Below are 13,177 nucleotides of genomic sequence, written 5' to 3'. Positions count from 1 at the left end.
GGTTCCTTGTCGTCAGGGCGCTCGCTTGAACCGAGCGACACACGCCTTTGGTTTCAGACCTTTGTCGTAGACAGGCCAGGCGCCTGTCAATCCTCGCCCACGCGCTTCAAAAAAAGCGACATCCGGGATGTACCCGCACCGCGACCCGCGTATACTTTGTTGCACTGCGAAACGCCGATATAGCCGACTCGCGTCTCACGCGTCGAAGGCCTGGACGCCTGGCTTCAGCGCCTCCGAGCATGACGCCGCAGATGCTGACCGCCGGGACATCCGTATCCAGCGTACAGGCGCTATTCGCAAGCCCAATTTGCAAGACCTGTTCGCAAGCCCTATCCGCTCCCCCTGGCCCAACCGGCCAGGGCGTAGCACACCACGCTCAGGACCGAACTCCCGCGATGGACACGTCACAATCGCCTCCCCCGTCACACCAGCGCCTGACCTCCTCGGGTGATGCGACGGGCCGAGCCGATGTGCCTGCTGCAGCCCCCCTTTTACGGCCTCGAGCCAGCGCTCGAGCCGACACGACTCACCCATCCTACCTAGAGGCCTCCCTCCATGTCGGTGTACGACACCCTTTGCCTGCTCGCCGCGATGGCGATGGTGATCTCCCTGATCAACGGCAAGATCGGAAAATTTCAGACCACCATCGCGATCACTGCTGGCGCTCTGATACTGTCGCTGGCCATCGTCATCGCCGGTCACGCGGGCTGGTTCGCCCTCGACGAAACCGCTAAAACCGCCATCAATCAGTTGAATTTCGAGGATTTCCTGCTGAAGGGCATCCTCGGATTTCTGCTGTTTGCCGGTGCGCTGGGGATCAAGCTCCCCCACCTGCGTGACCAGAAGTGGGAAATCGCCATCCTTGCCATGGGCAGCACCCTGTTCTCGACCTTCTTCATCGGCTACAGCCTGTGGCTGCTGGTGGGCTGGCTGGGTATCGACTTCGATCTGATCTACTGCCTGCTGTTCGGTGCCCTGATCTCTCCCACCGATCCCATCGCGGTGCTCGCCATCGTCAAGAAGATGAACGCGCCCCGGCGCATCTCGACCCAGATCGAGGGCGAGTCGCTGTTCAACGACGGCTTCGGTCTGGTGCTCTTCGTCACCCTGTTCGCCGTCGCCTTCGGCGGCACCACCCCCACGGTGACCAGCGTCGGCCACCTGTTTCTGCAGGAGGCGCTCGGCGGCATCGTTTATGGCTTCGTGCTCGGTCAGCTGTTTCACCAGTTGATCCGTCACACCGACGACCACTCCATGGAGCTGATGCTGACGCTGCTGGTGCCCACCACCGGCTACGTGTTCGCCGAGTTTCTCGAGGTCTCCGGCCCCCTGGCCATGGTGGTGGCCGGCATCATCATCGGCAACCGTACCCGTCGCAAGGGCTTCTCCGAGGAATCCCGGCAGCATCTCGACCACTTCTGGGAGCTGGTCGACGAGTTCCTCAATGGCGTGCTGTTCCTGCTGATCGGCATGACCATGCTGTCGTTCAGCTTCCACCCGGAGGACTGGGTGCTGATGATCGCCGCCGTGCCGCTGGTGCTGCTGTCGCGCTATCTGAGCGTGCGCCTGGCCTACCTGGGCTTCCGGCGCTTTCGTCGCTACAACCCCTACTCGGTGCGCATCCTGACCTGGGGCGGACTGCGTGGTGGTCTGGCGCTGGCCATGGCGATGTCGATTCCGTCGGGGATCACCGTGATTCCCGAAAAGAACATCGACGTGCGCGAGATCATCCTGGTAATGACCTACTCGGTGGTGGTGTTCTCGATCCTGATCCAGGGATCCAGCATCACCCCCTTGATCAAGCGCGCCAAGGTCTGGGAAACCGAGCAATTCAGGCGTAGCAAGCGCAGCTGATCCGGCGTGCGGCGCCAGCCGAGCTATCCCCTCCCTTGAAGAAAACACGGCCCCGGACAGTTCAAGTGTCCGGGGCCGTCTCGTCTCGACCACCACGGCAGCGCCAGTACCTGGACTTGCCGCGCCTGCGGGAACGTCTCGACCGGCTGGTGATCACGCGGCCTTACGTCGGTTGCGCCACCAGGGCAAGATTACGCGGGGTCAGCGCGCGCGGGCAGAACTGGCTCAGACTGACCTCGAACTCGGCCTCCTCGAGCCACAGGGCCCGGTCCAGCACCAGCCACACCTCCAGCGGCCGGCGAAACAGATGGCGCACCAGCTCGAGTCGATTGACCCGCTGCAGACACGCTTCGCCACGACGTCGATAGGCGTCCCAGTCGATCCCGTCGGGCACTGTCAGTCCCTTCTCCCGGGCGGCCCAACGACAGAAGTCCTCGAAGCGCTCCGGCATCCTGCCGTAGGCCAGACTCGGCACCGCCAGATAGTCGTCGACTCCGCGCAGCCGGCGCTGAAGAGCATCGAAACCCAGTCGCCAGGCGTTCGCCTGTTCACGCTTGCGTCGCTCTCCCTGGCTGGCGGTCACGGTCTCCTGCACCGACAGCGCCAGCGCCTCTCGGTCCAGCGACAGACCATGGCGCTCTGCCTGTTGCTGCGCCTGACGCGACAGGGGGCGATAGATCTTGTCACGGGTACGCTGGTAGCAGCAGGGAGCCAGACTGATCGCCACCTTCTGTTCACGTGCCAGCTCCAGCAGGCGCACGTGAAGATCGCCACAGGCATGCAGCGCCACCACCCGATCGGCGTCACCGAGGTGTCGGCTCACGCTGGGCGCCATCACGTCCTGCTCGACCAGCGTCACCTCCAGTCCCTGCCGCTCGGCCAGCGCCTGGCCGCTTTCGCACAGCGCCGGTTGCCACTCCAGCGCGCAAATGGAGCCGTCGTGGCGGCGCGCCAGCAGACGCGAAAGATGTCCCTTGCCGGCACACCACTCGACAAGCCGCTGCCCCTGGCCGATGGCCACCTGGGGCGCAAAGGCCAGCATCTGCTGCCACTTGCGACCTCCCACGTGGGCCGCCCACGCCTCGGGCGCCTGGATCGGCGGCGCTCCATCGGGAACCCTGACCAGGCGCGCCAGTTCATCCACCGGTAGCCAGGCGGCCAGCGGCGAGGCATCGAAAGGCCTCTGCTGCAAGCGCTGGCACCGAGCGTCGTCCAGCGCCTGCAGGCAAGCGGCGATATCGCCGGCGGGCGCCCGCTCGGGCCAGGGAGTCCCGGCATGGGTAAAGGGCGCCGGCGACCAGAGCCAGTGCCAGTCGGCGAGCAATCGGGTCAAGGCCTCGAGGCGCTCGGCGTGGAGCGAGGGAGTGTTCATGCGGTCGCGAAGATCATGGTAGCTAAAGGTGGGTGTTGGGCGATGGACAGTGGACGGCGTGCGTCATGGTACCAGCAGGCCGCAGGCGGGACATCGATCAAGCGATGGGCAGACCACACTGGATCGTCGGCGCCGGGGCGGCTAGCCTGAACCTTTTCGACTCTCGCTTCGGTCTGGTTTCGGCTTCGTTCCGGTCCGAAGCTGCGCTGGTTCCGCTCTTGTTCACTCTTGGTTCTCTCTTGATTCACGCTGGATTCACGCTGGCTCCGCTCATGCCCCTTCTGCGATTTCGACCGTCACATCGCTGCTCTCTCCCACGCCGATGGACGATGCCGAGGCTGGCTACTCTGACGATGCTGTTGGTGCTCGGCCTCGATGCCCAGGCATCCTGCACCAACACTGCAACAGGCGCTGGCCTAGCGCCCGGCGACTGGATCACGCCCGGCGACTGGATCACGCCCGGTGACGCTCGCACCCATACGGCGCCGACGATGGGCTGGCCGATGCTCGCCCGCCAGCAGGTGGTCCTGCTGGGTGAACAGCACGATCGTCCCGACCACCATCGATTCCAGCTGGCGAGCCTGGCCGCCCTGCACGCCCATCAGCCGGATCTGGCCATTGGCCTTGAGATGCTGCCGAGGGAAAGCCAACCGGCACTGGACGCCTGGGTCGCCGGTGACATCGATGAGGCCGCCCTGCTCGAGCAGAGCCAGTGGTACCGCTACTGGGGCTTCGACCCCGAGCTGTACCTGCCGGTGCTGCGCTTTGCCCGGGACCAGGCGCTGCCGCTGAAGGCACTGAACGTCACCCCTGAGCTGCGCCAACGGCTGGTCGAGGATGGCGTCTCCACACTGCCACCGGCACAACGCCACGGCATACCCGAACCCGTAGCGGCCATGCCGTCCTACCGTGAACGGCTCGAGGCGAGTCTCGAGGAACACGCCCTGGAACTTGGTGGCGAAGGCTTTGGCCAGGGCTTCGACGACGACATGATCGACGGCTTCGTCTACGCCCAGCAGGTGTGGGACATGGCCATGGCTCAGGGGCTCGCCGCCCTGGTCGAAGATGGCCACCTGGCGGTGGGCCTGGTGGGAATGGGTCACGCCAGCCACGGCGAGGGAATCGAGGCACAGCTTAAGAGCCTGGGTATCGCCGATGTCGCGAGCCTCTTGCCGCTGTCTGCCGACGACGCCTGCGAGGCCGAAGCGGGACTCGCCGACGCCGTCTTTGTGATACGCGAAGACAAGCAGAGCGAGGGGCCGCGACTCGGGGTGGGTGTCGAATCAAGCGAGGGCCGACCGGGCCTGGTGGTGACCGAGGTGGTCCCGAACAGTCCCGCCGAGGCTGCGGGGCTGCGCGTCGGCGACCGCATCCTGAGCTTTGCCGGGCGTAGTATCACGCATCCCTACCAGCTCAAGGCACTGGTGCCTCGCGTACTGCCAGGCACCCAGGCCAGCATCACGGTGACGCGCGATCACCAGCGCCAGACGCTGACGGTGAGTTTCCCGATCGTGGAACCCGCTCTGGACGTCGAGCGAGGTGAAGGGACTCGACAGCACCAGCGACCCGCACTGCAACAAGAGCAGCAACAAGAGCAGCAACAAGAGCAGGAGCAGGTGCCTCAAGAATAGCGCTCCGGCGTTCAACGCCGCCGGTCGGTATCCAGCTCATCCAGACGGCGGGTTAATTCCTCTAGCTGGTGCGGGGCGAAGACCTCGATGCCGGCATCGCGCAACAGCGCGGCGGTCACGCCTTCACCGGCGATCCTGCTGCCACTGAAGCGGCCATCGTACACCTGGGTGCTGCCACAGGACGGACTGGCGTCGGTCAACAGCGCCAACCGGCAATGGTAGCGCCTGGCGGTCGCGAGCGCTCGCCTGGCGCCCGCCACAAAGGCCTCGGTGGGATCACCGCCGTCGATGTCGACGATCCTGAGCTCGCCTGCCAGCACCTGAGCGCCGCTGCCTCCTGCGATCTCCGCCGCGGGCCGCGGTGTGGGCAGGCCTCCCGCCACCTCGGGGCACACCGGCACCAGCCGTCCCTGGTCACGCCATTGGGCCAAACGCTCGTCGCCGAGCCACTTGTGCCCGGCGTCATATCGCACCGGATCCCCGAGCAGGCAGGCGCTGACCAGAAGTGGGGTCAGTTCTGCTGCGGCGGATGATGATTTCGGGTCCATCGTATCTACTCGTTCTACACAAGAGAGGGCGCAAGGGCGGCGACGACAGTCCCATGGTGCACCGGACCTGGACACAAACCAAGCCCGGTGCCGCCTCGGCGGCACCCGTGGTAAGCTCGCGTCTCGCAACATCAGCCAACCTTCAGTGAAGTTCAGGAGTCATCCCATGGTCCAGGCCACCGCCCGCCACATCCTTGTCGACAGCGAAGAAAAGTGCCAAACCCTCAAGACCGAGATCGAGAACGGTCGTGATTTTGCCGAGGTTGCCCGCGAGCACTCCTCCTGCCCGTCCGGCCGCCAGGGCGGCGACCTGGGCAGCTTCGGCCCCGGCCAGATGGTGCGTGAGTTCGACGAGGTCGTCTTCTCCGCCGACCTCAACAAGGTGCAGGGCCCGGTGAAGACCCAGTTTGGTTATCATCTGCTGGAAGTCACCAGCCGCGGCTAGGCTTGCCAGAAAGGCGCCTACGCTTGGCGACCTTTCGACCGAGCCTCAGACCCGCCTGGGTAGCAACGACAACGCCGCGAGAGATCGCGGCGTTGTCGTGTCGGCGTGTCGAATAATCCGCAGGGCACGATCCGAGCGGGGCTATCAGAGCGGGGCTATCAGAGCGATACCGTCAGAGCGATGCCGTCAGAGCGATACCGTCAGAGCGATACCGTCAGAGCGACGCTATCAGAGCGATACTGACAGGGTCATTCCACCCGGGTCAGGGGTTCGCCCCGGGTGTGGATCATCACCACGATCAGTTCCGCCGGTGTGTCATCGCTGGCATTGACCAGCTGTACGTGGCGCACGCCCTCGGGCTCTCGCCATTCGTCTCCGGGGCCAAAGCGTTCTTCTTCCCCGCCTTCAAGCTGCGAGATCACCTCACCGGTGGCCACCTTGACGTAGGCCGGCCCTGCGTGACGGTGAGGCGGCAGGCTGGCCCCCGGGTCCAGGGTGACCAGCACCATGGTCGAGATCAGGTTCGAGTCATCGGACACCCACTTCTGCTGCATGATGTTCTGGGACACGCTCGGCGTCACCTGCTCGCCCGCCTGCGCCGACGCCCGGGGCGAGACCGCGACCATCAGCGCCAGGCCGAGTCCCAGCAGCACCAGCGAACGCCAGGGTGACTGCGCCAGCGCCACTGCCCTGCTCGCCATTGGCTGACTTGCCAATGCACTGCTTGCCATAGTACCGCTTGCCATAGCACCGCTTGCGATTGCTCTGCTTGCCATTGCTTCAGCCACATTTTTTTTATACGTCAGGGGGGACACTCGAGCCATGGATCGATCCTCTTGCCGAAGACGCCGTCGAATTGGGAATCCTTGAGTAGCGCGGCTGCGGCCTTCCTTACACCAGTCTGTCCAACGCACATCGTCGAACACCGTGTTCCACGCGTGACTGCCGGTTTTTGCACAGTCTCTTGGGAGAATTCACCCGCCTGGTCCGCTGGGCTGGGTTAGCCTAGGCAAAAAAACAAGAACCAATGAACCGCGACGCTATCTGTTACCCGATGATGAGGACACCCCTATGCCGATCACCGACACTCCCGACCGTTACGGCAGCATCAGCCGTTTCTTCCATTGGGCCATCGCCGCGCTGGTGGTGTGGCAGCTCGTTACCGCCAGCGCCAGGTTCCTGTTCGAGGACTCCTGGCTGGATGAACTGCTGTGGGGCAGCCACAAGCCCGTGGGATTGACGATTCTGGTACTGATGCTGCTACGCGTGAGCTGGGCGCTGATCAACCAGCGGCGTCGCCCGGCACGGGTCAACCTGGCGTCGCACCTTGGCCATGTCGCGCTCTATGGACTGCTGATTCTCATCCCCTCCATCGCGCTCCTTCGCCAGTACGGCTCCGGCCGCGCCTTCTCGCCTTTCGGCATCGAACTGATGGCCGGCTTCGAAGGAGACGAGATCGCCTGGATGGAGGCCCCCGCCAACCTGCTCCATGGCTGGCTGGGCTGGGCCCTGTTCGCCCTCGCTCTCGGCCATGTGGTAATGGCGGTGCTCCATCGCGTCAGCCGCCACAGTCCCGACGTACTGCCGCGGATGACCAACGTCACCCCACGCGACTGAGACGCGCCGGGACGGCGCCCGACTGTGTGCAGATCAGAGCGGTCGCGCTAGGATGGGCGGGGTCAATCGATAAGGACGTCTCCATGCCTCGCCCGCATCCCTCAGCATCTCTATCCGCCCGGGTCGCACCCGGGCGGCCTGTACCCGCCGCCGAAGGGGCCCAGACATGAGCGCCCCGATCATCGACGTCAAGGGACTGACCAAGGTCTACAGCGGCGGTTTCGAGGCGCTCAAGGGCATCGATCTTGAGATTCGTCGCGGCGAGATCTTCGCCCTGCTCGGACCCAACGGCGCCGGCAAGACCACCCTCATCAGCGTCATCTGCGGCCTGGTCAATCCGTCCTCCGGGCGTGTGCTGGTCGATGGCCATGACATCCTCGACGACTTCCGCGCCGCCCGCTCGCGCATCGGGCTGGTGCCCCAGGAGTTGACCAGCGAGGCTTTCTCCACCGTCTGGGATACCGTCTCCTTCAGCCGCGGCCTGTTCGGCAAGCCGAAGGACCCGGCGCATATCGAGAAGGTACTGCGCCAGCTGAGCCTGTGGGAGAAACGCAAGAATCGCCTGATCACCCTGTCCGGCGGCATGAAACGACGAGTACTGATCGCCAAGGCGCTGGCCCACGAGCCCCAGGTGCTGTTTCTCGACGAACCCACCGCCGGGGTCGACGTCGAACTGAGGCGCGACATGTGGGAGGTGGTACGTGGACTCAGGCAGAGCGGCGTCACCATCATCCTCACCACCCACTACATCGAAGAAGCCGAGGAAATGGCCGAGCGCATCGGCGTGATTCGCGCAGGCGAACTGGTGCTGGTCGAGGACAAGCAGACACTGATGGCGAGCCTGGGGCGCAAGGAGCTGACCCTGCACCTGCGCGAACCGCTCTCCCAGTTGCCCGAGGCGCTCGCCCACCGCAGCCTGACCCTGGCCGATGACGGCCACGCTCTGGTCTATCGCTACGACGGTGCCGACGACGGCGAAGGCGCCATCGCCGACCTGCTGGGCGAGGTCGACGCCGCCGGCATCACCTTCAAGGACCTGCACACCCGTCAGAGCTCGCTGGAAGAGATCTTCGTCAATCTGGTCAAGGAACGGACATGAACCTCACCTCGGTCAAGACGCTGTATCGGGCCGAAATGGCCCGCAGCCTGCGCACCATCCTGCAGAGCGTGGTCTCTCCGGTGCTGTCGACCTCGCTGTACTTCGTGGTGTTCGGCTCGGCCATCGGGTCACGCATCAGTGAGGTCGAGGGCATTCCCTACGCGGCCTTTATCGTGCCTGGGTTGATCATGCTGATGCTGCTGACCCAGAGCGTCTCCAACGCCTCTTTCGGGATCTTCTTTCCACGCTTCTCCGGCTCCGTCTACGAAATCCTGTCGGCGCCGATCTCGCCGCTGGAGATCGTGCTGGGCTTTGTCGGCGCCGCCGCCACCAAGTCGATCGTCCTGGGGCTTATCGTGCTGGGCACCGCCAGCCTGTTTGTGCCCTTTACCATCGAGCATCCACTGATGATGCTGCTGTTTCTGGTGCTCACCGCCCTGACCTTCAGCCTGCTCGGCTTCATCATCGGTATCTGGGCCGACGGCTTCGAGAAGCTCCAGCTGGTGCCACTGCTGGTGATCACCCCGCTGACCTTCCTCGGCGGCACCTTCTACTCCATCGACATGCTGCCACCGCTATGGCAGACGGTGACCCTGTTCAATCCGGTGGTCTATCTGGTGTCGGGCTTTCGCTACAGCTTCTACGGGCTCGGTGACGTCAGCGTGTGGATCAGCCTGGGCATGATCCTGTTGTTCATGGCCGTGGCCCTGGTGGTGATCCACGCCATCTTCAGAAGCGGCTATCGACTCAAGCCCTGAATAAAGGGACCTTTTCGACCCACCCTGTCGCTTGCGTTATCATCTGCCGCCGCCCCCTGCCCACGAGGTCCCCATGCCGATATCCGCCTGTGTCATCCAGCGCCTCGAGAAGAGCGCCAGCGACAGTCCGGCGACCCTTGTGCCCGCAAGCGAACTGCATCCCGACAGTGACGCCCTGGACAGCCTGGTCACCCGCCTGACCGATGCCTACCACGGCAAGGCCAAGCGCTGGGGACGGCTCAATGAGCATACTGTCGCGGTGAGCGACGTAGCGCAGGACGCTGTGGGCGCCAGCTATGCCGCTGTTGACGAGCCCCCGGCTGACGAGCCCCCGGCTGATGATACCCCGCCTTGGGACGACGCCGCGGCTGAACCCACCGGCCCGGTCGCCACGTCCAGCCGCTTCCCGGCCGAGTTCAAGGCCTACCTTCAGGACGAACGCGACCTGCAGACGCTCGCGGCGTCTCTGGGTGAAGCGATCAAGAAACTGGTCGACGACCACCTGCCCACCGGTGGGCACCTGATCCTCGCCGACCAGCGCCAGGGCGAAACCCGTCACCTGTTTCTGGCGCTGGTGCACCATCGTGACGGCTTCGTCATCGGTGACGACGGCCGCGTCGCCATTACCGGTCAGGTCAACCACAGCCAGATGTCGCTGGCCTTTCGCCTCAACCTGACCCAATGGCAGGAAGGCGGCCCGTCGAGCCAGTATCTGTCACTGCTGGCCGACCGTGGTGCGCGCAAGCTGGCGGACGACCTGCAGGCGCTGCTCGGCGCCAGCGAAGGGGTCGACCCGAAGAGCGAGACCCGCACCCTGCTCAAGGCGTTCAGCGATTACGTGGAGCGCGAGGACATGGCCGAGGAGACCTCCCGCGAGAAGACCGACGCGCTGATCGACTACGCCCAGGATCAGGCCAGCCGTGGTGAGGCCATGACCCTGGACGAGCTGTCCGCGCTGGTGGACGACGACAAGCCGCGGGCCTTCTACGAGCACATCCGCAACGCCGACTACGGGCTGTCGCCGGAGATTCCGCCGGACAAGCGCACCCTGAACCAGTTCCGCCGCTTCACCGGCCGCGCCGAGGGCGTCTCGATCAGCTTCGACTCCCATCTGCTCGGCAACAGCATCGAGTACGACGAAGAGCGCGACCGGCTGATCATCAAGAAGCTGCCCAACAAGCTCAAGGAACAGCTCCAGGGCGGCTAGTTCAGGCCTGCCGGGATTCCGACTCCGACGCCATGCTCTCGACCTCGACCACACGATCCAGGCGCAGGTCATCCTCCGGGCGCTCGCCGGGATAGCCGCCGGGCACGGCCACCACGCGGGTGTCCCCCACCGTCAGCATCACCGGGTCGTGGACATGGCCGTGGACCCACAGCGCCACGCCCTCCATCAACGCCTCGAGACGCGAGGCGAAGGCCGGCGACAGCGGGTCGCCCTGATAGTGGGCGGGAATACTCTCGGCCAGGGGGGCGTGGTGGCTAACCACCACCGTGGCACCGTCAAACGGCCTGGCGAGCTCGGCCTCCAGCCAGGCCCGGTTCTCGCGGTGCAGCTCGACGCTGCGTTCCGGCGAGAAGACCTCACCTTCGGGTTCTTCGATGACCGCGAAGTCGGGCATCTGTCGCAGTGCCGCGGACAGCGTCTCGGTGGGAATGTCCTGCGGGTCGGGACGCTCATCGTAGAGCGCGAAGTCGGTCCACAGTGTCGTACCCAGAAAGCGCACGCCGCCGAGTTCCAGCCGTGCATTGTCGAGCAGGTGAATGCCAAGCTCCCCGGCCCGCGTGGCCATCTCCCGGCGCAGGGCGCCCATGCGGTGCTTGTAGAATTCGTGATTGCCCGGCACATAGATCACCGGCTGATCCGCAAAGCGCCTGGCCGCCCACTCGAGCCCCTTGAGCCCGAGGTGGATATCCCCGGCCAGGATGACCGCGTCGGCTTCGATCTCCGGTAGCTCGCGATCTCCGTCGAAGTGTTCCAGGTGCAGGTCGGACAGTATTCTCAGGCGCATGGTGTCGCCTCCCGGTTCCCGGCTAGAGGTTACGCTCAGTCAGGGCAAGCCTCGCGCCCAATCCCACGAACAAGGCGCCCAGCCCTCGTTCACACCATAGCCCAAGCCTGCGACTGCCGCGCAGGGCCTTGGCCAGCCTGGCCCCGGCGATCACCAGCGGAGGCTCGACCACGGCCGCCACCAGGATGATGGCTAGCCCGTGCAGCGCCAGCTGTAGGCTGACGGGTCCCGCCCCGGCCACCACGAACTGGGGCAGGAAGGCCAGAAAGAAGATGGCGACCTTGGGATTGAGCAGCGAGATCATGATTCCCTGGCGGTAGATGCGGGTGCCGCTGGCAGGAACCACAGGCGCCGTGGCGGCGTCCTCTATTCCCCGCGCCAGCAGCGACTTGAGCCCCAGCCACACCAGATAGGCGGCGCCCAGCCACTTCACCAGACTGAAGGCCAGCGCCGAGGTGGCGAGGATCGCCGACAGACCCAGCGCCGCCATGACGACGTGCAGCCCCGCCCCGCTCCACACCCCGAACATGGCGGCAAAGCCACCACGGCGGCCATGGCGTGCGGTCTGGCCCAGCACGTAGGCCATGTCCGGCCCCGGGGAAAGGTTGAGCAGCAGCGCCGCCGACAGAAACGTGACCCAGTGGGCCAGGGAGTACTCGAGCATCGCGGTCTTGGCCTGGATAGAGATAGAGGTGGAGTATCGAATAAAGGAACACGCCAGACGCCCCGTTGGGGGCATGGGGTGAATCCCCAGACTAGGTCGCGCGTCCGGGCGCGTCCACACTATCAGTTGAGGGAGCACGACCGACTGACGCATGCTAGACGCTTCCCCCCACTCACGCCCCCCCCCTGGCACTGGCCAACCGGGGTGTCACGACCACCCGCCCCTGCACAGGAGTTCGTCATGCCGCTTCCCCGCTCGACCACATCATCTGCGCTGCCTCGCCTCGGCTTTATCGGTATCGGCCTGATGGGCGATCCACTCAGCCGCCGGCTGGCCGAGGCCGGGCATCCGTTGACGCTGTATAACCGCACCCGGGCCAAGGCCGAGGCGGTGGCCGCCGACACCGGTGCCCGGGTGGCCGACAACGTCGCCGAGCTGACCGCGGAGGTGGACGTGATCCTGAGCTGCGTGGCCAATACCGAGGTGCTGCGCGAAGTGATGCTCGGCAGCGACGGCGTCATCGCCCGGGCGCGACCGGGACAGCGCATCATCGACATGACCAGCGCCGACCCCGCCGCCACCCGGGAGCTGGCCCAGGCCGCCAGCGAGGCGGGCGTGAGCTGGGTGGATGCGCCGGTCTCCGGCGGCGTGGCCGGCGCCGAGGCGGGCAGCCTGGCGATCATGTGTGGCGGCGACGCGGCGGACGTGGAGGCGGCCCGAGAGGTCCTCGCCCCGCTGGCCTCACGCATCACCCACATGGGCCCGGTGGGCTCGGGCCAGGTCACCAAGCTGTGCAATCAGCTACTGGTCGGCTGCACCACCGCGGCCATCGCCGAGATGGTGGCGCTGGCCGAGGCCAGCGGGGTCGACGCCAGTCGCTTGCCCGACGCCCTGGCCGGTGGCTTCGCCGACTCGACGCCCTTTCGCATGCTGACCCCGCGCATGGCCAGTCGCGACTTCGAAGCGCCGAGCTGGCACCTGCGCACCCTGCTCAAGGACGTCGACATGGCCACCGCCCAGGGCCATCGTCAGTCCAGCGCCACGCCCATGGCGGCCCTGGCCGCCCAGCTGATGCGCAGCCGGCTCGCCCGCGGCGAGGGTGAAAAGGACCCGGCAACGCTGATTCGCCTGTATCGAGACGACGACGCCCAGCACTGACGCCGAGGATTGTTCCGCC

13 protein-coding genes are annotated in these 13,177 nt (G+C 65.5%); 8 read left to right on the top strand and 5 right to left on the bottom strand.

Annotation, left to right across the window (positions count from 1 at the left end):
• Positions 1-555 precede the first annotated feature (555 nt).
• Positions 556-1,854, top strand: a complete 1,299-nt coding sequence (locus NFG57_RS08085; RefSeq protein ID WP_045994275.1) for a sodium:proton antiporter — start codon at positions 556-558, stop codon at positions 1,852-1,854.
• 163 nt (positions 1,855-2,017) lie between these two features.
• Here NFG57_RS08085 and NFG57_RS08080 read toward each other — a convergent pair whose 3' ends face one another.
• Positions 2,018-3,226 carry a methyltransferase gene (locus NFG57_RS08080; RefSeq protein WP_348815854.1) on the bottom strand — a complete coding sequence of 403 codons (1,209 nt, stop codon included), beginning with the start codon at positions 3,224-3,226 and terminating at the stop codon, positions 2,018-2,020.
• Positions 3,227-3,555: 329 nt separating this feature from the next.
• On the opposite strand from NFG57_RS08080, the gene NFG57_RS08075 reads away from it, so the two are divergent.
• Positions 3,556-4,857 (top strand): ChaN family lipoprotein, encoded by a 1,302-nt coding sequence (locus tag NFG57_RS08075; protein WP_348815853.1) that lies wholly within the window; start codon positions 3,556-3,558, stop codon positions 4,855-4,857.
• Positions 4,858-4,868: 11 nt separating this feature from the next.
• On the opposite strand, the gene NFG57_RS08070 is transcribed toward NFG57_RS08075, so the two are convergent.
• The gene (locus NFG57_RS08070; protein WP_348815852.1) at positions 4,869-5,405 is read right to left on the bottom strand and encodes a DUF523 domain-containing protein; all 537 of its coding nucleotides are present in this window, start codon (positions 5,403-5,405) and stop codon (positions 4,869-4,871) included.
• Positions 5,406-5,571: 166 nt separating this feature from the next.
• Here NFG57_RS08070 and NFG57_RS08065 point away from each other — a divergent pair, with 166 nt between their 5' ends.
• Positions 5,572-5,850, top strand: coding sequence for a peptidylprolyl isomerase (locus NFG57_RS08065; protein WP_045994272.1), 279 nt, complete (start codon positions 5,572-5,574; stop codon positions 5,848-5,850).
• A gap of 248 nt (positions 5,851-6,098) precedes the next feature.
• Here NFG57_RS08065 and NFG57_RS08060 read toward each other — a convergent pair whose 3' ends face one another.
• Positions 6,099-6,551 (bottom strand): cupin domain-containing protein, encoded by a 453-nt coding sequence (locus NFG57_RS08060; protein WP_261392186.1) that lies wholly within the window; start codon positions 6,549-6,551, stop codon positions 6,099-6,101.
• A 370-nt stretch (positions 6,552-6,921) separates the two neighbouring features.
• On the opposite strand from NFG57_RS08060, the gene NFG57_RS08055 reads away from it, so the two are divergent.
• The 4 genes from NFG57_RS08055 to NFG57_RS08040 all read left to right on the top strand — a co-directional run bounded on the left by NFG57_RS08055 (position 6,922) and on the right by NFG57_RS08040 (position 10,531).
• Entirely contained in the window at positions 6,922-7,467 is a 546-nt protein-coding gene (locus tag NFG57_RS08055; protein ID WP_045994270.1) for a cytochrome b, read from the top strand.
• 166 nt (positions 7,468-7,633) lie between these two features.
• Entirely contained in the window at positions 7,634-8,566 is a 933-nt protein-coding gene (locus NFG57_RS08050) for an ABC transporter ATP-binding protein (RefSeq protein WP_045994269.1), read from the top strand.
• Positions 8,563-9,324, top strand: coding sequence for an ABC transporter permease (locus tag NFG57_RS08045; RefSeq protein ID WP_348815851.1), 762 nt, complete (start codon positions 8,563-8,565; stop codon positions 9,322-9,324). Before NFG57_RS08050 ends, NFG57_RS08045 begins: the two co-directional genes overlap by 4 nt.
• 73 nt (positions 9,325-9,397) lie before the next feature.
• The gene (locus NFG57_RS08040; RefSeq protein ID WP_348815850.1) at positions 9,398-10,531 is read left to right on the top strand and encodes a nucleoid-associated protein; all 1,134 of its coding nucleotides are present in this window, start codon (positions 9,398-9,400) and stop codon (positions 10,529-10,531) included.
• A gap of 1 nt (position 10,532) precedes the next feature.
• On the opposite strand, the gene NFG57_RS08035 is transcribed toward NFG57_RS08040, so the two are convergent.
• Positions 10,533-11,336 (bottom strand): metallophosphoesterase, encoded by an 804-nt coding sequence (locus NFG57_RS08035; protein ID WP_348815849.1) that lies wholly within the window; start codon positions 11,334-11,336, stop codon positions 10,533-10,535.
• 22 nt (positions 11,337-11,358) lie between these two features.
• On the bottom strand, positions 11,359-12,075 hold the full coding sequence (locus NFG57_RS08030) for a LysE family translocator (RefSeq protein ID WP_348815848.1): 717 nt from the start codon (positions 12,073-12,075) through the stop codon (positions 11,359-11,361).
• A 165-nt stretch (positions 12,076-12,240) separates the two neighbouring features.
• Here NFG57_RS08030 and NFG57_RS08025 point away from each other — a divergent pair, with 165 nt between their 5' ends.
• Complete coding sequence (locus NFG57_RS08025; RefSeq protein ID WP_348815846.1) at positions 12,241-13,158, top strand: NAD(P)-dependent oxidoreductase; 918 nt, start codon at positions 12,241-12,243, stop codon at positions 13,156-13,158.
• Positions 13,159-13,177 lie beyond the last annotated feature (19 nt).

It is taken from the genome of Halomonas sp. H10-59 (assembly GCF_040070555.1).
Taxonomy (GTDB): domain Bacteria; phylum Pseudomonadota; class Gammaproteobacteria; order Pseudomonadales; family Halomonadaceae; genus Halomonas; species Halomonas litopenaei.
Note: the sequence above shows the minus strand (reverse complement) of the source record. Positions and strands in the feature narration are given on the sequence as shown.

Excerpts from the sequence above, each read along its gene's own strand:
- NFG57_RS08040 (WP_348815850.1), top strand. The coding sequence starts at position 9,398 with ATGCCGATATCCGCCTGTGTCATCCAGCGCCTCGAGAAGAGCGCCAGC.
- NFG57_RS08030 (WP_348815848.1), bottom strand. The coding sequence starts at position 12,075 with ATGCCCCCAACGGGGCGTCTGGCGTGTTCCTTTATTCGATACTCCACC.
- NFG57_RS08045 (WP_348815851.1), top strand. The coding sequence starts at position 8,563 with ATGAACCTCACCTCGGTCAAGACGCTGTATCGGGCCGAAATGGCCCGC.
- NFG57_RS08070 (WP_348815852.1), bottom strand. The coding sequence starts at position 5,405 with ATGGACCCGAAATCATCATCCGCCGCAGCAGAACTGACCCCACTTCTG.
- NFG57_RS08065 (WP_045994272.1), top strand. The coding sequence starts at position 5,572 with ATGGTCCAGGCCACCGCCCGCCACATCCTTGTCGACAGCGAAGAAAAG.
- NFG57_RS08035 (WP_348815849.1), bottom strand. The coding sequence starts at position 11,336 with ATGCGCCTGAGAATACTGTCCGACCTGCACCTGGAACACTTCGACGGA.
- NFG57_RS08050 (WP_045994269.1), top strand. The coding sequence starts at position 7,634 with ATGAGCGCCCCGATCATCGACGTCAAGGGACTGACCAAGGTCTACAGC.
- NFG57_RS08055 (WP_045994270.1), top strand. The coding sequence starts at position 6,922 with ATGCCGATCACCGACACTCCCGACCGTTACGGCAGCATCAGCCGTTTC.
- NFG57_RS08060 (WP_261392186.1), bottom strand. The coding sequence starts at position 6,551 with ATGGCGAGCAGGGCAGTGGCGCTGGCGCAGTCACCCTGGCGTTCGCTG.
- NFG57_RS08080 (WP_348815854.1), bottom strand. The coding sequence starts at position 3,226 with ATGAACACTCCCTCGCTCCACGCCGAGCGCCTCGAGGCCTTGACCCGA.
- NFG57_RS08085 (WP_045994275.1), top strand. The coding sequence starts at position 556 with ATGTCGGTGTACGACACCCTTTGCCTGCTCGCCGCGATGGCGATGGTG.
- NFG57_RS08025 (WP_348815846.1), top strand. The coding sequence starts at position 12,241 with ATGCCGCTTCCCCGCTCGACCACATCATCTGCGCTGCCTCGCCTCGGC.
- NFG57_RS08075 (WP_348815853.1), top strand. The coding sequence starts at position 3,556 with ATGCCGAGGCTGGCTACTCTGACGATGCTGTTGGTGCTCGGCCTCGAT.